This window comes from Pseudoalteromonas distincta, from assembly GCF_005877035.1.
GTDB classification, from domain to species: Bacteria; Pseudomonadota; Gammaproteobacteria; order Enterobacterales; family Alteromonadaceae; genus Pseudoalteromonas; species Pseudoalteromonas distincta.
The window spans coordinates 236,320-254,893 of sequence record NZ_CP040558.1; the positions used below are offsets into that span (position 1 = coordinate 236,320).

Below are 18,574 nucleotides of genomic sequence, written 5' to 3' on the forward strand. Positions count from 1 at the left end.
GGCAGTGATTATTTAGAGCGGAGTTTTTTTTGAAAAGTAGCATTTTATTAGTTGGCCCAGATCCTGAGTTCATTACAGGACAATCTGTCGCATTTAAGTATTTATTAGACTCTGAATATTGTGAACAAAATAATGTACATTATTGTTTTAACAGTACTGGCGCTTCTACTTTTGCCAAATTGCTAGGGTTTGTAATTTATTTTTTTAAATTAATATATTTATTTATTAGGTTTAGGCCCGAAACTATATATTTAACAAACAGTCGAACAAGGTTTGGTCTCCTAAGAGATACCTACATTTTCTTGTTAGCAAATTTATTTGGATCAAAAGTTGTAGTGCATTTGCATGGCTCAGACTTCAAAAGCTTTATTGAAACATTACCTAGAAGTTGGAGAGTCCTTGCTGATTTAGGGTATGGAATGGTCACTACAGCTATTGTATTATCTCAGCCAATGAATACTCAGTTTTCGATGTATAAGCATATAAACGTTGAAGTTGTTGGGAACTGTTTTTCTGAAGAAATATCTAATTTCAGTACTAACATAGTGCACAGTCCACTGAAAATTCTTTTTTTGTCTAATTTAATGCAAACAAAAGGTATTATTGAGCTAACTGAAGCGGTGAAAAAATTAAATATGAAACAGCATCTTATCGATTTAAAAATTGCTGGGGCATATTTGACTGATGGAGAGCTCACTAAGTATCAAATGCAAGAAAAAATAGAAGCGTCACTCAGTAATAATATTGAGTATTGCGGTATTGTAAAAGGTGAAGAAAAGAATAAGTTATTCGAATGGTGCAATGTGGTAGCATTACCCAGCTATTACCCAACAGAAGCACAGCCAATAGTTCTAATTGAAGGCTTGGCTGCTGGTCGATACTTACTGACAAGTAAAGCCGGATATATTTCTGAGTTTGTTAAACATTTAGAAAATGGCTTTGTCTTAAACACCGTTTCGGTAGAAGAAATTATTAAAGCTTTAAATTATATGCTTGTAAATCAGCGTGAAATAGAAAAAGTATCTCAAGAGAATATTGGGTATGCTCATACACATTTTTCTCAAGAGCAGTATGTAAATAGAATTTTTGAAATTATTGGAGTTAGTTTATGAAAAAGGCCTTAATTACTGGTGTTACAGGTCAAGATGGATCTTATTTAGCAGAGTTTTTACTTGAAAAAGGTTATGAAGTGCATGGTATTAAACGTCGTGCTTCTAGCTTTAATACTGAGCGTGTTGACCATATCTATCAGGATATCCACGAAGTAAATCCTAAATTCTTTTTACATTATGGCGACTTAACCGATACTTCAAATTTAACGCGTATTTTAAAAGAAGTGCAGCCAGATGAAGTGTATAACTTAGGCGCACAAAGTCATGTAGCCGTTTCTTTTGAGGCTCCTGAGTACACTGCTGATGTGGACGCTATGGGAACTTTACGACTACTTGAGGCTATTCGTTTATTAGGTCTAGAAAAGAAAACTAAATTTTATCAAGCATCTACCTCTGAGCTTTATGGTGAAGTACAGGAAATTCCTCAAAAAGAGACGACTCCATTCCACCCACGCTCACCTTACGCTGTAGCTAAAATGTACGCATATTGGATTGCTGTTAACTATCGTGAGTCATACGGAATGTATGCATGTAACGGTATTTTGTTTAATCATGAATCGCCTCGCCGTGGTGAAACGTTTGTTACGCGTAAAATTACACGTGCTTTAGCAAATATATCTCAAGGTTTGGAAAAGTGTGTATACCTCGGTAACATGGATGCACTTCGTGATTGGGGACATGCAAAAGACTACGTTCGTATGCAGTGGATGATGTTACAACAAGATAAACCTGAGGATTTTGTTATTGCAACAGGCAAACAAATTTCGGTACGTGAGTTTGTTACTTTATCCGCAAAAGAGTTAGGAATTACTTTAGCGTTTACAGGCGAAGGAGTTGATGAGATTGCGACTGTTATTGCGATTGACGGTGATAATGCGCATGCATTAAGCGTGGGTGATGTCATTGTACGTGTTGATCCTCGCTACTTTCGACCAGCAGAAGTTGAGACATTATTAGGTGATCCATCAAAAGCCAAAGAAAAGCTAGGGTGGGTGCCGGAGATTACGGTAGAAGAAATGTGTGCCGAGATGGTACAAAATGATCTCGCTAAAGCAAAGCAACATGCCATATTAAAGTCGCATGGCTATGATGTAAATGTCTCTGTAGAGTGATCTCTGTTTTTAATTATTAACTTATTAACCCAGCAAGCTTTGCTGGGTTTTATTATGGATTGAATAATGAACAAACAACGTATATTTGTTGCAGGGCATAATGGCATGGTTGGCAGTGCTATTGTTAGGCAGTTAAAATCTCTAAGCAATGCAGAAGTCATTACGCGCTCAAGAGCAGAACTGAATTTATTAAGCCAAGCGGACGTACTTGATTTCTTTAATAAAAATAATATCGACCAGGTTTATTTAGCCGCAGCAAAAGTAGGTGGCATTGTTGCAAACAATACTTATCCTGCTGAATTCATATATGAAAACCTCACGATTCAAAATAATATTATTCACAGCGCTCACTTAGCAGGTGTTAATGAGCTGCTATTTTTAGGTTCTTCGTGCATATACCCTAAACTCGCTGAGCAACCTATGAAAGAGGATGCACTACTAACAGCAACGTTAGAGCCGACCAATGAACCATACGCCATTGCAAAAATTGCTGGTATTAAAATGTGTGAGTCATATAACCGGCAATATGGGCGCAATTATCGCTCTGTAATGCCAACAAATTTATATGGGGAAAATGATAATTTTCATCCAGAAAACTCACACGTTATACCTGCATTACTGCGTCGTTTTCATGAAGCTAAATTAGCGGGGAACAACAAAGTGGTTGCTTGGGGCTCAGGGAAGCCAATGCGCGAGTTTTTGCACGTAGATGATATGGCTGCGGCGTCAATTCATGTAATGAATCTAAGCGACGGACTTTATAAAGCAAATACACAAGATATGCTTAGTCATATAAATGTGGGTACAGGAGTGGATTGCACAATTCGAGAACTAGTTGAAACTGTTGCTCAGGTTGTTGGATTTGAAGGTGATATTGAGTTTGATAGCACTAAACCTGACGGTGCACCTCGAAAATTAATGGATGTATCTCGTTTAAAATCCTTAGGCTGGGAGTATTCAATTAGCTTAGAAGAAGGCTTACGCCAAACATATGCGTGGTTTTTACTAAATCAAGATAACTTTAGAAAGTAATATGTTTTTAGAAAAGCAAATATTTACAACCGTTATTGATAGTACACCTTTGGTATCTATTGACTTAGTAGTAATAAATGAAAAAAATGAAGTATTACTTGGTCAGCGTTTGAATCGTCCAGCAAAAGGCTTTTGGTTTGTACCTGGTGGGCGAATATTAAAGAATGAAGCATTAGCTGATGCGTTTAAACGTTTAACGCTTGAAGAGTTAGGTACACAATATTTAATTGAAAATGCAAATCTATTAGGTCCCTATGACCATTTTTATACAGATTGTGTATTCAATGAAAGTATAAGTACTCACTATGTAGCAATAGCGTATGTTTTAAAAATAAACAATAATGAGTTGAACAGTTTACCGATTGCTCAGCAACATAGTAATTACAGCTGGCTGGCTATAGAGGCACTGTTAGAAAGTAATGAAGTACACAAACACACAAAATGGTACCTTCAAGCAATAGACTCAAAAGGAATTTAACATGATTTTACCAGTAATAATGGCGGGTGGCTCAGGCACACGTTTATGGCCGCTCTCGCGCGGTAATTACCCTAAGCAATTTTTAACCTTAAGCGGTGATTATACGATGCTGCAAAGCACGTTAAATCGCTTAGATGGATTAGACCATTCACCGGCTATGCTAATTTGCAATGAAGAGCATCGTTTTATAGCGGCAGAGCAAGTACGCCAATTAGGTGTTGGGCACAGTGGTATATTTTTAGAGCCCGTAGGGCGTAATACAGCCCCAGCCATTGCGCTGTCTGCTTTCAAAGCATTAGAAAACGGCGAAGACCCGTTGTTACTCGTACTTGCTGCAGACCATGTTATTAATGATACGAGTGCGTTTCAGCAAAGCGTTAGCCAAGCGGCAACGCTTGCTGAGCAAGGGAAGTTAGTGACCTTTGGTATTGTAGGTAATAAACCAGAAACAGGTTATGGCTATATTAAGCGCGGTGAGCAGTATCAGGCAGGGTTTGTGGTAGAGCGTTTTGTAGAAAAACCGAATGAAGCTACAGCACAAGACTATATTAAAAGCGGTGATTATTACTGGAATAGCGGTATGTTTTTGTTTAAAGCAAGCCGTTACCTAGACGAGCTAAAAGCATTCCGCCCAGATATATATGCTGCGTGTGAAAAAGCCATGCAAGTGCAAAATGATGATATGGATTTTGTGCGTGTAGATAAAGCGGCGTTTGAAGCATGTCCAGACGAGTCAATAGATTATGCGGTAATGGAACACACTAAAGATGCTGTTGTTGTGCCTATGGATGCAGGCTGGAGTGATGTGGGTGGTTTTGCTGCATTGTGGGAAGTATCACCGCAAGATGAAAATGGTAATGCATTTAGTGGTGACGTAAAAGCCGTTGATACAAAAAACACCTTGGTGTTTGGCGAAGATAAACTAGTTGCTACCGTTGGCGTTGAAAATTTGGTCATAGTAAACACCAAAGATGCGGTGCTCGTTGCGCATAAAGATAAGTCACAGCATGTAAAAGCAATAGTACAACAATTAAAAGATGAACAACGTTCAGAAGCTACGCTACACAGAGAAGTATACCGTCCTTGGGGTAAGTATGACTCTGTTGATAATGGTGAGCGTTTTCAAGTTAAGCGTATAACTGTAAAACCTGGAGCTAAGCTGAGTGTACAAATGCATCACCACCGTGCAGAGCACTGGATTGTAGTATCTGGCACGGCCAAAGTACAAATTGACGATACAGAGCAGTATGTAACAGAGAACGAGTCGGTGTATATTCCTATCACCGCGGTTCATGCTTTAGAAAACCCGGGTAAAGTTGATTTAGAATTGATTGAAGTGCAATCAGGCTCCTATCTTGGTGAAGACGATATAGTGCGTTTTGAAGACCGCTATGGGCGCGTAAAATAATTAACAATATAAAAAGATAAAACTATAGCTTGCTTAGAGATGTAGCAACACCGATTAGTTCACCACAGATACACAGAGAAGAAAAGGCGCTGTTAGTAATACAAGTTTCTCCTCTGTGTAACGCGCAGTGTCTAAATGCTCTTGGTGGTAAACAATAAGCATGACTTGATTTGGAAATACAATGAATAAAAAATTAGTTAGCTCAGAAGTGATTTCAAAGAGTGGCATTGCTTTTGGTACCAGTGGGGCACGAGGTTTAGTTAATGACTTTACGCCAGATGTATGTGCTGCATTTGCCATCGCGTTTGTAAAATCAATTGATAATGAATTTAGTTTTAACACAGTTGCACTGGCGATAGACAACCGGCCAAGTAGTTACACTATGGCGCAAGCCTGCGCGCAAGGGCTAAAGCAACTTAATATTGATACCGTTTATTATGGTGTGATACCGACCCCGGCGTTGGCTTATAAAGCGATGCAAGATGCGATGCCGTGTATAATGATTACAGGCAGCCATATTCCTTTTGACCGCAATGGCCTAAAATTTTACCGTCCGGATGGTGAAATAACCAAAGAAGATGAGCAAGCTATTCTACATAATGATGCCCCTTTTGCGCCGCTTAGCCAGATATCAGCGTTAACGGTGAGTAATGCCGCAGAGCAGGCGTATATAAGCCGTTATGCAGCGCTATTTAGTGGCGATGCGCTCGCAGGTAAAAGGATAGGCATATATGAACACTCAAGCGCTGGGCGAGATATATATAAATCATTATTTGAAAGCCTAGGCGCAGAAGTAACGAGTTTAGAAAGAAGTGATACCTTTGTGCCTATAGACACCGAAGCCGTGTCGGATGAGGACAAACAAAAAGCCCGTAATTGGTCAAAAACGTATGGTTTTGATGCGATATTTTCAACAGATGGTGATGGCGACCGACCGTTAGTGGCAGATGAGAGCGGTGAGTGGCTTCGAGGTGATATCCTGGGGCTATTATGCAGTCAGTTACTGAACATAGACGCGTTGGCAGTGCCTGTTAGTTGTAATACGGCGATAGAAAAATCAGGGTACTTTAAACATGTTGCGCGCACCAAAATTGGCTCCCCTTACGTAATAGCGGAATTTGCTGATTTGAATAAAGCGTATGAAAGCGTAGCAGGATTTGAGGCTAACGGCGGATATTTGCTCGGAAGCAATATTACTTTAAATGGCAAACCGCTCAGCGCCTTACCAACACGTGATGCATTATTACCTGCATTTATGCTATTAATTCAGCCACAAAGTATTTCAAGCTTATTAAAAGATTTACCCCAGCGTTTTACAGCGAGTGACCGTTTAAAAGCGTTCCCAATAGCAAAAAGTAAAGCATTGTTGGAAGAGATAACGAGTGATGTAGCGCGATTTATAAGCACACTTAATTTGCCAGCGCACACATCGGTAGACACTACGGATGGACTGCGCATTACGTTAGAAAGTAATGATATAGTGCATTTAAGGCCTTCGGGCAATGCACCTGAACTTCGTTGTTATAGCGAAAGTGTTACTGAGAAAATGGCAATGACTTTAGTTGAGAGTACTTTTAAATATATAAAGAGCATAAAATAATGAAAGTTTCTATAGTAACCGTTTGTTACAATAGTGCCGCTACAATTGAACACACAATCCAGTCCGTTTTATCTCAATCGCATGACAATATAGAGTATATAGTCGTAGATGGTGGCTCAACTGATGATACCCTTAACATTATCGATAAGTATAAAAATAAATTAAGTAAGGTTATTAGTGAGCCGGATCATGGTATATACGATGCGATGAATAAAGGTATAAAAAATGCCACAGGTGAAATAGTAGGTATTTTAAACTCGGATGACTTTTATGAGACCAACGAGTCAATATCTCAAGTCGTAGCAGCTTTTGAACCAAGTATAGATGTTGTATTTGGAAACTTAGTATTTGTAAAACCGGAAAATTTAAACCATATTACACGATTTTACTCCCTACCTAACTTCAAAGCATGGAAGTTAAGATTTGGTTGGATGCCTCCTCATCCTGCATCATTTATAAAAAAAGACTTATATGATAAATATGGGCTTTATAAAATAGATTATAAAATATCAGCTGACTACGAAATATTTATCCGATTTCTACTTGTACACAAAGCTCGCTTCAAGCATATCAACAGTACATTGGTTAGAATGCGCGATGGTGGGGTTAGTACATCAGGTATTAAGAGTTCAATTACATTAAATAAAGAAATAGTTAAAGCGTGTAAAGAAAACGGAATTTATACAAATATATTAATTTTGCTCTTTAAGCTCCCATTTAAAGTGTTAGAACTCATCAAAAGACCTAAAAGTAATGTCTAATTTAATAATTACAGGTTCAACAGGCTTTGTTGGACGAGCCTTGGTTAAATCTTTAGGTGCAAAATATACAGTTAAAACGATAGGGCGCAAAGGTAAGACTTCGGATAATCATTTACGTGCTAGTATTGATATGAAGACTGACTACTCTTCGATGCTCCGCTCTAACGATGTGCTAATCCATTTAGCAGCTCGGGTTCATGTTATGAATGAAAAAACAAAAAATCCTATTGATGCGTTTAGGGCTGTAAATACCCAAGGGACTTTAAATTTAGCTACTCAGGCAGCAGAGGCTGGTGTTAAGCGGTTCATATTTATAAGTACGATAAAAGTCAATGGGGAGAGCACAACAGGGCGTGAGCCCTTCACCGAACAAGAAAATTCTCCAGAAGATCCATATGGAATATCTAAAGCAGAGGCAGAGCAAAAGCTACTAGCTTTAGGAAAAAAAACAGGTATGGAAATAGTCATAATAAGGCCTCCGTTAGTTTACGGTAAAGGAGTAAAGGCTAACTTTGCTTCTTTAATGAGTTTAGTCAATAAAGGGTTTCCTTTACCTTTTAGAGCGATAAATAAAAATAAGCGAAGCTTAGTTTCTGTTTATAACTTAGTTGATCTCATAGAAGTGTGTATTGAGCATCCAAATGCTACTAATCAAGTGTTTTTGGTTAGTGATGACCATGATCTTTCCACTGCAGAAATGGTACAATTAATGGCTAAGGTACAGGGCAAGTCAAATCTAGCGCTCCCAGTACCGCCAACGTTATTTTCAATTGCCGGCTCAATATTAGGTAAAAAAAGCGTAGTTGATCGTTTAATAGGATCTCTACAAGTAGATATTACTCATACAAAAGATACGTTAAAATGGACACCTCCATATTCAGTTGAAGATGGCTTTAAATTATCTGCAAAAAATTAAATAGGTTAATTGATGATCCGAATACTCGACATTTTGTTTTCTTTAGTAGGTTTAATACTTACGATGCCATTTTTGTTCATTTTATATGTCATTGGCTTATTTGATACTGGCTCGCCGCTTTTTATGCAGCAGCGTGTAGGGCGGAATAAAAAACCGTTTACTTTAGTCAAATTTAGAACAATGACAGTAGATACTGCCTCGGTAGCTAGCCATTTAGCAAGCACTGCATCTATTACAACATTTGGTGGTTTTTTACGAAAGACAAAATTAGACGAGCTACCGCAGCTTTGGAATGTACTAAAAGGTGAAATGAGCTTAGTTGGCCCTCGTCCAGGGCTGTTCAATCAAGAAGAGCTAACCCAGGCTCGAGATGTTAAGAATGTATTTGCAGTTCGACCAGGCATAACGGGATTAGCGCAAGTTAACGAAATTGACATGTCTACTCCTGAGCTGCTAGCAGAAACAGATGCCAAAATGATCGCCACATTGAATCTCAAGCTCTACTTTACTTATATATTACAAACAGTTACTGGAAGTGGCAGTGGTGATAGAGTTAAGTAGCATTCTGAAAATTACACAAAGTAACTAAATACATAAAGACTATTTAATATTTTGCATATAGTCTTTAATTATTAAGTGCAACAGTCGTTCATCGTGTAGTAAAATTGCAACTAATAGAATGGCAGTATCGCTGCTAGCTTCAGGGAAATATATTGTGTTTTTAAAATTTTTAGTTAACTTGCCTCGCCCTCAGAAAAGAGTCGTATCGCTTTTTGTAGATAGCATTTTTATTATTGTTGCCTTTTGGCTTGCCTTTTTATTAAGGCTCGACAGCACGGCTGTTTTAAAAAATAACCACACATGGATACTACTCGCAGCAGTCCTCCCCCTAAGTTTATTAAGCTTTGTGAAACTAGGGCTGTACAGAGCTGTACTTCGCTATATGAACATGCAGGCTATGTGGGCTATTATCGCAGGTGTTATGCTTTCCACCGTTTACTTAACTGTTCTATCTTTCTTTTTGAGTGCACCAGTCCCACGAACAGTGCCATTTATATACGCTAGTTTTTGTATTCTATTTGTAGGAGGAGCTCGACTGGCTGTCAGGGCTGTTGTAGGGCAAATAACAATGCGTCGTAAAGAAGGAGTTATTATATACGGTGCGGGTTCTGCTGGCCGGCAACTTGCTACTGCGCTAGCTAATGGGCCAGAATACTCACCTGTTGCCTTTATTGATGACGATCCTAAAAAGCATTTATCGTTAATTCAGGGGGTGTGCGTTCATCCGCCTTCTCAAATTTCTGAAATCGCAAAGCAAAAATGTGTTAATAAAATTCTACTTGCACTACCTAGCGTTTCAAGAAGTCGTCGAAAAGAAGTGCTTAATGCAATAGAGAAATTTAAATTACAAGTAATGACCATTCCAGGAATGGCTGACATCGTTTCGGGTACAACCAACCTTGATGAAGTGAAAAATGTAGAAATAGATGACTTATTAGGCAGAGATTCGGTTCAGCCACGTCAAGATTTAATGTCAGCAAATATAGAAAATAAAATAGTAATGGTAACAGGTGCGGGCGGATCAATCGGCTCGGAACTATGTAGGCAAATAATTAAAAACAACCCAACTAAAATAGTGCTTTTTGAGTTGTCTGAGTTTGCTCTATACGCAATAGAAAAAGAGTTATCGGAATACCGCACTACAAACGGTTTAAATATAGAAGTAATACCTATTTTGGGTTCAATACAAAATAAAAAATTAGTTGAATCTACGTTTTCTACTTTTAAAGTCAAAACCGTTTACCATGCAGCGGCGTATAAGCATGTCCCATTAGTAGAGCATAACGTAGTTGAAGGTGTACGAAATAATATCTATGGGACTTACAACGTTGCTACGGCAGCTATAAATGCAAAAGTCGATACTTTTGTTCTCATTTCAACAGACAAAGCGGTGCGCCCAACAAATATTATGGGAACTACAAAACGCATGGCAGAGCTTGTATTGCAAGGGTTGTCTGATATTCAAAGTTCGACACGTTTCACAATGGTACGTTTTGGTAACGTACTGGGTTCTTCTGGTTCTGTTGTACCATTATTTAGAAAGCAAATAAAAGCCGGTGGTCCAATAACATTAACCCATCAAGATATCACACGCTACTTTATGACGATCCCAGAAGCTGCTCAATTGGTTATTCAAGCTGGTGCTATGGGAGTCGGCAGCGATGTGTTTGTACTTGATATGGGTGAACCAGTAAAAATCAAAGATTTAGCAACTAAAATGGTCCACTTATCGGGGCTTGAAGTTAAGCACGAAAAACGGCCAAATGGTGATATAGAAATAAAATGTACAGGTTTGCGCCCTGGCGAAAAGCTTTTTGAAGAGCTACTTATTGGCGACAATGTTATTGGTACCGATCATCCAAGAATTTTAAGTGCGCAAGAAATAAAAATGCCATGGCATGAGCTAGAGCCATTTTTAGGTAAACTCAAAGCAGCATGTGATGACTCAGATCATATTCTAATACGTAAGCTGCTACTGCAAGCGCCTACTGCATTTGCTCCAACAGATGGCATATGCGACCTTAACTGGCAAGAAAAACAAAGTAGCCAAACTAATGTAACTGCTTTACCCAACGTAAGCGGCTCTTAGAATAGGTTGCGTGAGCAAGCTTCACGCCTACGTGGGTTTTTATATTTTTGGTGTGTCACGTTGTAGGCGCCTTGCTTGCTGGCGCACTAAAAACGCAGCTTTTACGTATTTATCAAATTGCGTGAGCAAGCTTCACGCCTACGTGGGTTTTTATATTTTTGGTGTGTCACGTTGTAGGCGCCTTGCTTGCTGGTGCACTAAAAACGCAGCTTTTACGTATTTATCAAATTGCGTGAGCAAGCTTCACGCCTACGTGAGTTTTTTCATCCTCGGTGTATGTGACCATGTGGCGCCTTGCTTGCTGGCGCACTAAAAGCGCGGCTTTTACGTATTTACTAAATTGCGTGAGCAAGCTTCACTCCTTGTATCTCTCATTGATAAATGATTAGCTATCATTTATCACATCGAAGTCAGTGAGCAAGCTTCACTCCTTGTATCTCTCATTGATAAATGATTAGCTATCATTTATCACATCGAAGTCAGTGAGCAAGCTTCACGCCTACGTGGATTTTACTTTGGGTCTATGTGGTGTTGTAGGCGCCTTGCTTGCTGGCGCAATAAAGCGCAGTTTTTACATTTAATCTTTCGCGTGAGCAAGCTTCACGCCTACGTGAATTTTCATCCTTGGTGTATGTGACAATGTAGGCGCCTTGCTTGCTGGCGCGCTTAGGCTAAATCGTTGCCACCTAAATGCATTTAGTTAAGCTTGGTTTAGACTGCATAAGTATCTAAACCAAGCCCACTTTCTGCTGTTAACAAAGTTAGTAAACATTTACGATAAACGCCTATTTACTTAATAGACTTAAATTGTTTATAATTACGCGTTATTAAATTTAACGTTGTGTTTTTTGCAATTATATTGTAGTAAGGATTGCTATGGAAAGTTGGTATTTAGTTACGTGTAAGTCTCGCCAAGAAGAGCGAGCAGCCACCAACTTATTAAACCAAGGGATTGAAGTATTCTACCCCAAGTTAACCATCGAGAAACTGGTTAAAGGTCGACGTACCATTAAACAGTCAGCTCTGTTCCCTAACTACCTATTTGTTTGTCTTGAGTCACAAAACGGTAACTTTTCTGCGGTAAAAAATACGCGCGGGATTAGTGGCTTTGTATCTTATGGGCCAAATTATCAAATTGTACCTACAGAATTAATCGAACAGCTTAAAAGTGAGCGTTTACAAACTACCAGTTCTACAATACCTAAAACGGGTGATGTAGTTAGCGTAAATAGCTATTCATTTAATAATATTAAAGCTATTTACAAAGAGCCTGACGGCGATATGCGCAGTATTTTGCTAATTAATCTACTTAATAAACAAGTAGAAATGAGTGTAGATAACAAAGATATAAACCAATACTAGTTATAAAGCGCAACTTAGGCTTTATGCCATAAAAAATTAAGTAAGTATCAGTACGTAGGAACTGCAACCTAGGGGCGGAAGCGTGCCCGAAGGGCTAGACAAGCAAAAAGTTTTGCTTTCAAGCTGGAGCGAGAGAAGCTCTGCGACGAACTGGAGCGTGGGGCGTGCCCGAAGGGCTAAACTCATTACTAGTAGGTTAGGGTATATTTTTACTTTTGCTAGCTTATGGCTTTTAACCAATACGTATAAAATGATTCGCGCTTGCGCGTAGTTAGCCCTCATGCTTTAATTACAGCGCTAAAAAAAATAAGTACTCACCAAGGTTGGTGAGTAAGAACAATTTTAAAATAATTTTGGGATTCTACAATGGCGTTAAGCTGTAAATCACTCGTTACCTCACTCGCATTATTATCACTAACAGGTTGTACAATAATTCCGGGTAGCCATTTTGAAGGTGTTTCTCCAGGTGAGCAAACTCAAAACCTTGAGCAAGATCTAGAAAAAGTAAACATTCAAATTATTGACTCATCATTAATAAATGAACAGAAAAAAGCACGTAAGGCTGCAAGGCCTATATCTAGTTTGGCTGGAATAGATACCAACAATTATCAATACAAATTAGGTGTTGGCGACGTACTAACAATAGGCGTATGGGATCATCCTGAGCTAACAATACCCGCAGCAGTACAACGTACCGCAGAGTTTGACGGCTTTCGAGTACAACGAGATGGCACAATTACTTACGCCTACGCACCAAATATACCAGCTGCAGGTAAAACAATAAGCCAAGTACGTAACGAGCTTGTTAAACGCCTAAGCCGAGTAATAGAAGACCCACAAGTAGATGTAAAAGTAGTCGGCTTTAGAAGCCAAAAAACCTACGTTACCGGTGAAGTAAACAAGCCTGGTGTATACCCTGTAACAGAAATACCACTTACCCTCATTGATGCCCTAAACCAAGCCGGCGGCTTAACTGATGCAGCCGACTGGCGCACAGTAACATTTACCCGTGGCGATAAAACAGAAGTTATTAAACTTGATGACTTTTATACCCATGGTGACATTTCGCAAAACCGCTTATTGCAACATGGTGACATAGTGCATGTGAATCGTAACGATGCACAAAAAATATTTGTATTAGGTGATGTTAAAAAAGCAGGTTCAGTAACGCTTAACCGTTATGGTTTAAACTTAGCCGAAGCGCTAAGCGACTCGGGCGGCTTAAACGAGGCAACAGCAGACGCTAACGGTGTATTTGTACTGCGTAAAAGTGACGTAGAGCAAACTGGGGTTATGGCAAACGTATACCAATTACACGCTAAAAATATAGCGGCAATGGTATTAGCTGAGCAGTTTGAACTACAACCGCGTGATATTGTATATGTTACATCGGCACCGATTGCCCGTTGGAACCGCGTAATTAGCTTACTGTTACCGTCAATTGCTACTGTAGATAGTATTGATGATATAACTGCAAACTAAGGGTTTTTTAAAATGTTTGATTCAGTTTTAGTGGTGTGTGCAGGCAACATTTGCCGCAGCCCAACAGGCGAGTATGTTTTAAAGCAAAAGCTTGAAGGCAAAAATATCAAAGTATCGTCTGCTGGCTTAACTGCACTTGAAGGCAAACCAGCAGATGCGAAAGCAAAGCAAATCGCACTCGCACATGGCGTTAATATGGATGCCCACCAAGGGCGGCAGCTTACATCAAGTTTAGTAGCGCAAAACAGCGTAATACTTGTAATGGAAGAACGCCATTTAAACGATGTACACGCTCGCTACCCAGAGGCGCGAGGTAAAACGTTTTTACTCGGTAAGTGGATTAATAACGCCGAAATACCCGACCCTTACCGCCAAAGCCAAGAGGCTTTTGAACACGTTTATACATTAATCGACAGCGCCTGTAGCGCTTGGCAAAAGTATTTATAAGGAATGGCTAATTTAATGAATACCCAGCCGAATAACAGCGCTAGTAACGCTAATAATAAAAGCACTAATAACTCACAACCAACTCAAGAAATTGATTTAATGGCGCTACTAGGCGCTCTGCTCGATCGTAAATACTTTATAGTAGCCGTAACCGCACTGTTTATGTTTGTAGGTGTTATTTATGCAGTATTAAGTACCCCTGTTTACCAAGCAACAGCAATGATACAAGTTGAAGACGGTGGCGCATCAGTCCCTGGTTTTGACGATATGGCAGGCATGTTTGAAAGTACTTCAGCCGCAGTAACAGAAATAGAACTGCTAAAATCGCGCAGTATAATAGGCGAGGCCGTTGATACGCTAAAGCTTGATATAATAGCAGAGCCTAAACTATTCCCGTTTATAGGTAGCAGAGCTTACCGTACTTTTACCCCAATCAAAGATGGCGACTTAGCTGAGCCAAGCTTTGCTGCTAACAGCTACGCATGGGGCGGTGAGAGCATAAATGTATTTAGATTTGACGTACCACGTACTGCTGTAAATCAAGAATTTACATTGGTAGCACAAGCTAATAATAGCCTTGCACTTTTTAATGACGACGGTGAGCAAATATTATCGGGTAAAGTAGGCGAAGAGCTAACTAGCGGTAAATTTAACCTAACCATTCGTACTTTAAATGCACACCCTGGTACAGAGTTTACAATTACCCGTAAAGATCGTTTAAATACTATTTTAGACCTTCAAACTGAAATTGGTGCCAGTGAAAAAGGTAAAGATTCTGGCATAATTAATTTAAGTTTAGAAAGTACTAAACCAAGCTACGCTGAAAAAGTACTTGATAAAGTAGCGGCTATTTATGTGCGCCGTAATGTTGAGCGCAATAGCGCGGAGGCGCAAAAGTCGCTTGAATTTTTAGAAGTACAATTACCTGAAATTAAAAAACAGCTTGAATACGCAGAGCAACGCTTTAACGACTACCAAATAAAACGCCAATCAATAAACATAACATTAGAAACTCAGGGAGTGCTTGAGCAAGTTGTAAAGCTTGAAACTAAATTGCAAGAGCTAAATCTAAAACGCTTAGATATTGGCCGAAAGTTTAAAAAAGATCACCCTGCATACCAAGGTATACTTGAGCAAATAGAAGCAGTTGAAAACCAAAAACAAGAGCTTGTTGGTGAGGTAGGTAACCTACCAGAAACTCAACAAGAGCTATTACGCTTAAAACGCGATGTTGAGGTAAGTAACCAAATTTACACACTATTACTTAGCAAAACACAAGAGCTTGACATAGTTCGCGCAGGTACTGTAGGTAATGTACGTATTATTGACTATGCTGAGGTTAACACCAGCAAGCCAGTTAAACCTAAAAAAGCCTTAATTGTGGTAATAGCTACTATGCTAGGCGGTATGTTAGCTGTGGCTATTGTGCTTATACAAAAAGCAATGCATAAAGGCGTTGAAGACCCAAGCGAAATTGAAGCACTAGGCTTACCTGTTTATGCAAGTGTACCGCATTCTGATTTTCAAGATAAACTCAGTGGATTTGCTGAGCGAGCCCGTAAAAATAAAACGAATAAACCTAAAAGTATATTAGCATTAGATAACCCTGCAGATTTAGCAATTGAAGCATTACGAAGCTTACGGACTAGCTTACACTTTGCAATGATGGAAGCTAAAAACAATATTATTGCAATATCTGGCCCAAGCCCAAGTGTAGGTAAATCGTTTATATCGGTTAACTTAGCAAGTGTGCTTGCCCAAAGTGGTAAAAAAGTACTTATTATTGATGCCGATATGCGTAAAGGCTACTTACAAACTCAGTTTGGTTTAAAGTGGGACGATGGACTGAGCGATTACCTGTCTGGCCGATTAAACCTAGAACAAGTGACTAAACCAACTAAGGTTGAAGGCTTAAGTGTTATTACGCGCGGGCAAATACCGCCAAATCCTTCAGAGCTATTAATGCACTCGAACTTTAGCAAATTAGTTGAGGAAGTAAGTGCCGCCTACGACATTATAATTGTTGATACTCCACCAATTTTAGCTGTGACTGATCCAGCAATAGTAAGTGCACATTCAGGTACTACACTACTTGTAACGCGTTTTGGGCAAAATCATGTACGTGAAATAGAACTCACGCGCAATCGTTTTGAACAAAATGGGGTAGATGTAAAAGGCGTGGTATTTAATGGTGTAATTAAAAAAGCCAGCAATGCATATGGCTATTATGGTTATTATAATTATGAATATAAATCGAATTAGTATTTAATTAACTTTTGTTATTTTTAATTAGATAAGTAGTTTGGTTATTTAGGTTTTCAAAGGGAAAATCTTCAAATTATATTAATGCCAGAAATTTGGTAAGAATGGAATTACAATGAGGTTTAGAAAAGATATTAATGGCCTTAGGGCTATCGCAGTTATTGCTGTTGTATTGTTTCACTTTAATAGCGAATGGCTACCTGGAGGATTTGCAGGCGTAGATGTTTTTTTTGTTATCTCAGGCTATTTGATGACGAAAATTATATTCGAAGGGGTCAAAAATGAAACTTTTTCGATTCTAACTTTTTACTGTTCGAGGGCTAAGCGGATTATTCCAGCCTTAGCTATATGTTGTTTGGTTTTGATGCTTTTAGGGTGGTTATTCCTGTCTGTAATAGACTACAAAGTATTAAGTAAACATGTATTCTCAAGTATAACTTTCTTATCTAATATAGTATACGCAACAGAGCAGGGGTATTTTGACTCTTCTTCTCACGAAAAGTGGTTATTACATACTTGGTCGTTATCTGTTGAGTGGCAATTTTATCTTTTATTTCCAATATTTGTATTGTTTCTTGTAAAACTTATGAGTTATAGGAATGCTAGGTTAATTTTGTTAATAACAACGGCTTTTAGTTTTTTTATATCAGTTATTGCAACTGATATATGGCCTTCATATTCTTATTTCTTACTCCCGACCAGAGCATGGGAAATGCTAGTTGGTGGCATCGCTTATTTGTACCCTTTAAAATTAAATTTTAAGAACTCAAAAATATGTGAACTTACAGGTTTGCTATTTATTGTTTTGTCTTATTTTGTGTTCAATGAGAATACGTTGTGGCCTGGTTATTTAGCTTTTTTGCCAGTGTTAGGTTGCTATCTTGTAATCCAAGCAAATGTTAGTGGCAGTTTTTTAACCTCAAACTTTGTCTTCCAGAAAATAGGAGGGTGGTCGTATTCAATTTATTTATGGCATTGGCCAATAGTTGTATTTATTGGTTTTTATAATTACGAGTTGAGTATTCTAAATATATCGCTTGGATTGTTGTTGTCTATTTTTCTTGGTTTTTTAAGTGCGACTTATATTGAAAAAGCGAAGTTATCAATTTTATTCCCCATTAACCTAACCATAATAGCTAGCCTTTTAGCAAGTATTGTATATTTTAATGATGGGGTTATAAGTCGATTTCATGGAGAACAAAAACGAAATAATTTAGCTGCACAACGTGCAATAAATGATAATGATTACCCTGAACCAAATTTAAAGGTCGGCCCTAATAACGTTAGGTATATAAAAGGTACTACTGAAAAGAATATTTTATTTATAGGTGCAAGTCATATTGAGCACACTTACCCTTACGTCTCTCATTACGGAAGTGAATATAATATCTACTACTTAACGAAGGGAGGTTGTTCTGTTTTACCATCAGATAAAAAAATGAAATGGGATTGCAGTAATGTTAAAGATTATAAAAAACTTATAGAAACGGTTAATTTTGATAAGATTGTAACTTCTTTCTATTTTTTTCACTTTAGGCTACCAATATCAGTAAATGAAAGAAGTGCTCAAATTTATACAAGAATTAAAGAGTACGATGAATTTTTGTCATATATAAAAGAAAATTCAAAAGAAGTGTATTTAATACTCGGAGAGCCTCGAGGTAAAGAGTTTAGCCCTAAATATTCGGTGAGGGAAAACTTAAATGATTCAATAACAGTTGATTATGCTAGAAGTTTTTATAATACACATAATTTTGCATTGAAAAAATTAACAGAATTAGATGATGTTAATATTATTGATCCAATAGAGTATTTGTGCGATACACATTGCCGAACTAATAATGGAGACGATTTTTATTACATGGATAAAACTCATATGAGACCTTGGTATGCAAGAAAAGCGTTGGGGTATTTATCATCTATATTGGACCCTTCGGAATAAAATAATTATT

General features: G+C 38.3%; 16 protein-coding genes. 15 read left to right on the forward strand and 1 reads right to left on the reverse strand.

What is annotated here, in order from left to right; all coding sequences use genetic code 11:
* Positions 1 to 29 precede the first annotated feature (29 nt).
* The 10 genes from FFU37_RS00980 to FFU37_RS01025 all read left to right on the forward strand — a co-directional run bounded on the left by FFU37_RS00980 (position 30) and on the right by FFU37_RS01025 (position 11,069).
* Positions 30 to 1,112 (forward strand): glycosyltransferase family 4 protein, encoded by a 1,083-nt coding sequence (locus FFU37_RS00980; protein WP_138488477.1) that lies wholly within the window; start codon positions 30 to 32, stop codon positions 1,110 to 1,112.
* Entirely contained in the window at positions 1,109 to 2,224 is a 1,116-nt protein-coding gene (gene gmd / locus FFU37_RS00985) for a GDP-mannose 4,6-dehydratase (protein WP_138488478.1), read from the forward strand. Before FFU37_RS00980 ends, gmd begins: the two co-directional genes overlap by 4 nt.
* A gap of 66 nt (positions 2,225 to 2,290) precedes the next feature.
* The gene (fcl, locus tag FFU37_RS00990; protein WP_138488479.1) at positions 2,291 to 3,256 is read left to right on the forward strand and encodes a GDP-L-fucose synthase; all 966 of its coding nucleotides are present in this window, start codon (positions 2,291 to 2,293) and stop codon (positions 3,254 to 3,256) included.
* A 1-nt stretch (position 3,257) separates the two neighbouring features.
* Positions 3,258 to 3,734 (forward strand): GDP-mannose mannosyl hydrolase, encoded by a 477-nt coding sequence (locus tag FFU37_RS00995; RefSeq protein ID WP_138488480.1) that lies wholly within the window; start codon positions 3,258 to 3,260, stop codon positions 3,732 to 3,734.
* A gap of 1 nt (position 3,735) precedes the next feature.
* Positions 3,736 to 5,142 (forward strand): mannose-1-phosphate guanylyltransferase/mannose-6-phosphate isomerase, encoded by a 1,407-nt coding sequence (locus FFU37_RS01000; protein ID WP_138488481.1) that lies wholly within the window; start codon positions 3,736 to 3,738, stop codon positions 5,140 to 5,142.
* A 181-nt stretch (positions 5,143 to 5,323) separates the two neighbouring features.
* A complete protein-coding gene (locus FFU37_RS01005) occupies positions 5,324 to 6,742 on the forward strand; it encodes a phosphomannomutase (protein WP_138488482.1) in 1,419 nt (472 codons plus the stop codon).
* The gene (locus FFU37_RS01010) at positions 6,742 to 7,503 is read left to right on the forward strand and encodes a glycosyltransferase family 2 protein (protein WP_138488483.1); all 762 of its coding nucleotides are present in this window, start codon (positions 6,742 to 6,744) and stop codon (positions 7,501 to 7,503) included. Before FFU37_RS01005 ends, FFU37_RS01010 begins: the two co-directional genes overlap by 1 nt.
* A complete protein-coding gene (locus tag FFU37_RS01015; RefSeq protein ID WP_138488484.1) occupies positions 7,496 to 8,419 on the forward strand; it encodes a UDP-glucose 4-epimerase family protein in 924 nt (307 codons plus the stop codon). Before FFU37_RS01010 ends, FFU37_RS01015 begins: the two co-directional genes overlap by 8 nt.
* A gap of 12 nt (positions 8,420 to 8,431) precedes the next feature.
* On the forward strand, positions 8,432 to 8,980 hold the full coding sequence (locus FFU37_RS01020; RefSeq protein WP_138488485.1) for a sugar transferase: 549 nt from the start codon (positions 8,432 to 8,434) through the stop codon (positions 8,978 to 8,980).
* A gap of 154 nt (positions 8,981 to 9,134) precedes the next feature.
* A complete protein-coding gene (locus FFU37_RS01025; RefSeq protein WP_138488486.1) occupies positions 9,135 to 11,069 on the forward strand; it encodes a polysaccharide biosynthesis protein in 1,935 nt (644 codons plus the stop codon).
* Positions 11,070 to 11,292: 223 nt separating this feature from the next.
* Here the strand turns inward: FFU37_RS01025 and FFU37_RS20475 are convergent, their stop codons facing one another.
* The gene (locus FFU37_RS20475; RefSeq protein ID WP_275404353.1) at positions 11,293 to 11,421 is read right to left on the reverse strand and encodes a hypothetical protein; all 129 of its coding nucleotides are present in this window, start codon (positions 11,419 to 11,421) and stop codon (positions 11,293 to 11,295) included.
* A 524-nt stretch (positions 11,422 to 11,945) separates the two neighbouring features.
* On the opposite strand from FFU37_RS20475, the gene rfaH reads away from it, so the two are divergent.
* The 5 genes from rfaH (at position 11,946) to FFU37_RS01050 (ending at position 18,564) form a co-directional block, all read left to right on the forward strand.
* The gene (gene rfaH / locus FFU37_RS01030; protein WP_138488487.1) at positions 11,946 to 12,431 is read left to right on the forward strand and encodes a transcription/translation regulatory transformer protein RfaH; all 486 of its coding nucleotides are present in this window, start codon (positions 11,946 to 11,948) and stop codon (positions 12,429 to 12,431) included.
* A 366-nt stretch (positions 12,432 to 12,797) separates the two neighbouring features.
* On the forward strand, positions 12,798 to 13,913 hold the full coding sequence (locus FFU37_RS01035) for a polysaccharide export protein (protein WP_138488488.1): 1,116 nt from the start codon (positions 12,798 to 12,800) through the stop codon (positions 13,911 to 13,913).
* Between the two features lie 12 nt (positions 13,914 to 13,925).
* Positions 13,926 to 14,360 carry a low molecular weight protein-tyrosine-phosphatase gene (locus FFU37_RS01040; protein WP_138488489.1) on the forward strand — a complete coding sequence of 145 codons (435 nt, stop codon included), beginning with the start codon at positions 13,926 to 13,928 and terminating at the stop codon, positions 14,358 to 14,360.
* Between the two features lie 15 nt (positions 14,361 to 14,375).
* Positions 14,376 to 16,622 (forward strand): polysaccharide biosynthesis tyrosine autokinase, encoded by a 2,247-nt coding sequence (locus FFU37_RS01045; protein ID WP_138488490.1) that lies wholly within the window; start codon positions 14,376 to 14,378, stop codon positions 16,620 to 16,622.
* 115 nt (positions 16,623 to 16,737) lie between these two features.
* The gene (locus FFU37_RS01050) at positions 16,738 to 18,564 is read left to right on the forward strand and encodes an acyltransferase family protein (RefSeq protein ID WP_138488491.1); all 1,827 of its coding nucleotides are present in this window, start codon (positions 16,738 to 16,740) and stop codon (positions 18,562 to 18,564) included.
* The last annotated feature ends 10 nt before the right edge of the window (positions 18,565 to 18,574 follow it).

What these genes read in the sequence shown, in the direction of transcription:
- gmd (WP_138488478.1), top strand. Translation starts at nt 1,109, where the DNA reads ATGAAAAAGGCCTTAATTACTGGTGTTACAGGTCAAGATGGATCTTAT.
- fcl (WP_138488479.1), top strand. Translation starts at nt 2,291, where the DNA reads ATGAACAAACAACGTATATTTGTTGCAGGGCATAATGGCATGGTTGGC.
- FFU37_RS00995 (WP_138488480.1), top strand. Translation starts at nt 3,258, where the DNA reads ATGTTTTTAGAAAAGCAAATATTTACAACCGTTATTGATAGTACACCT.
- FFU37_RS01000 (WP_138488481.1), top strand. Translation starts at nt 3,736, where the DNA reads ATGATTTTACCAGTAATAATGGCGGGTGGCTCAGGCACACGTTTATGG.
- FFU37_RS01005 (WP_138488482.1), top strand. Translation starts at nt 5,324, where the DNA reads ATGAATAAAAAATTAGTTAGCTCAGAAGTGATTTCAAAGAGTGGCATT.
- FFU37_RS01010 (WP_138488483.1), top strand. Translation starts at nt 6,742, where the DNA reads ATGAAAGTTTCTATAGTAACCGTTTGTTACAATAGTGCCGCTACAATT.
- FFU37_RS01015 (WP_138488484.1), top strand. Translation starts at nt 7,496, where the DNA reads ATGTCTAATTTAATAATTACAGGTTCAACAGGCTTTGTTGGACGAGCC.
- FFU37_RS01020 (WP_138488485.1), top strand. Translation starts at nt 8,432, where the DNA reads ATGATCCGAATACTCGACATTTTGTTTTCTTTAGTAGGTTTAATACTT.
- rfaH (WP_138488487.1), top strand. Translation starts at nt 11,946, where the DNA reads ATGGAAAGTTGGTATTTAGTTACGTGTAAGTCTCGCCAAGAAGAGCGA.
- FFU37_RS01035 (WP_138488488.1), top strand. Translation starts at nt 12,798, where the DNA reads ATGGCGTTAAGCTGTAAATCACTCGTTACCTCACTCGCATTATTATCA.
- FFU37_RS01040 (WP_138488489.1), top strand. Translation starts at nt 13,926, where the DNA reads ATGTTTGATTCAGTTTTAGTGGTGTGTGCAGGCAACATTTGCCGCAGC.
- FFU37_RS01045 (WP_138488490.1), top strand. Translation starts at nt 14,376, where the DNA reads ATGAATACCCAGCCGAATAACAGCGCTAGTAACGCTAATAATAAAAGC.
- FFU37_RS01050 (WP_138488491.1), top strand. Translation starts at nt 16,738, where the DNA reads ATGAGGTTTAGAAAAGATATTAATGGCCTTAGGGCTATCGCAGTTATT.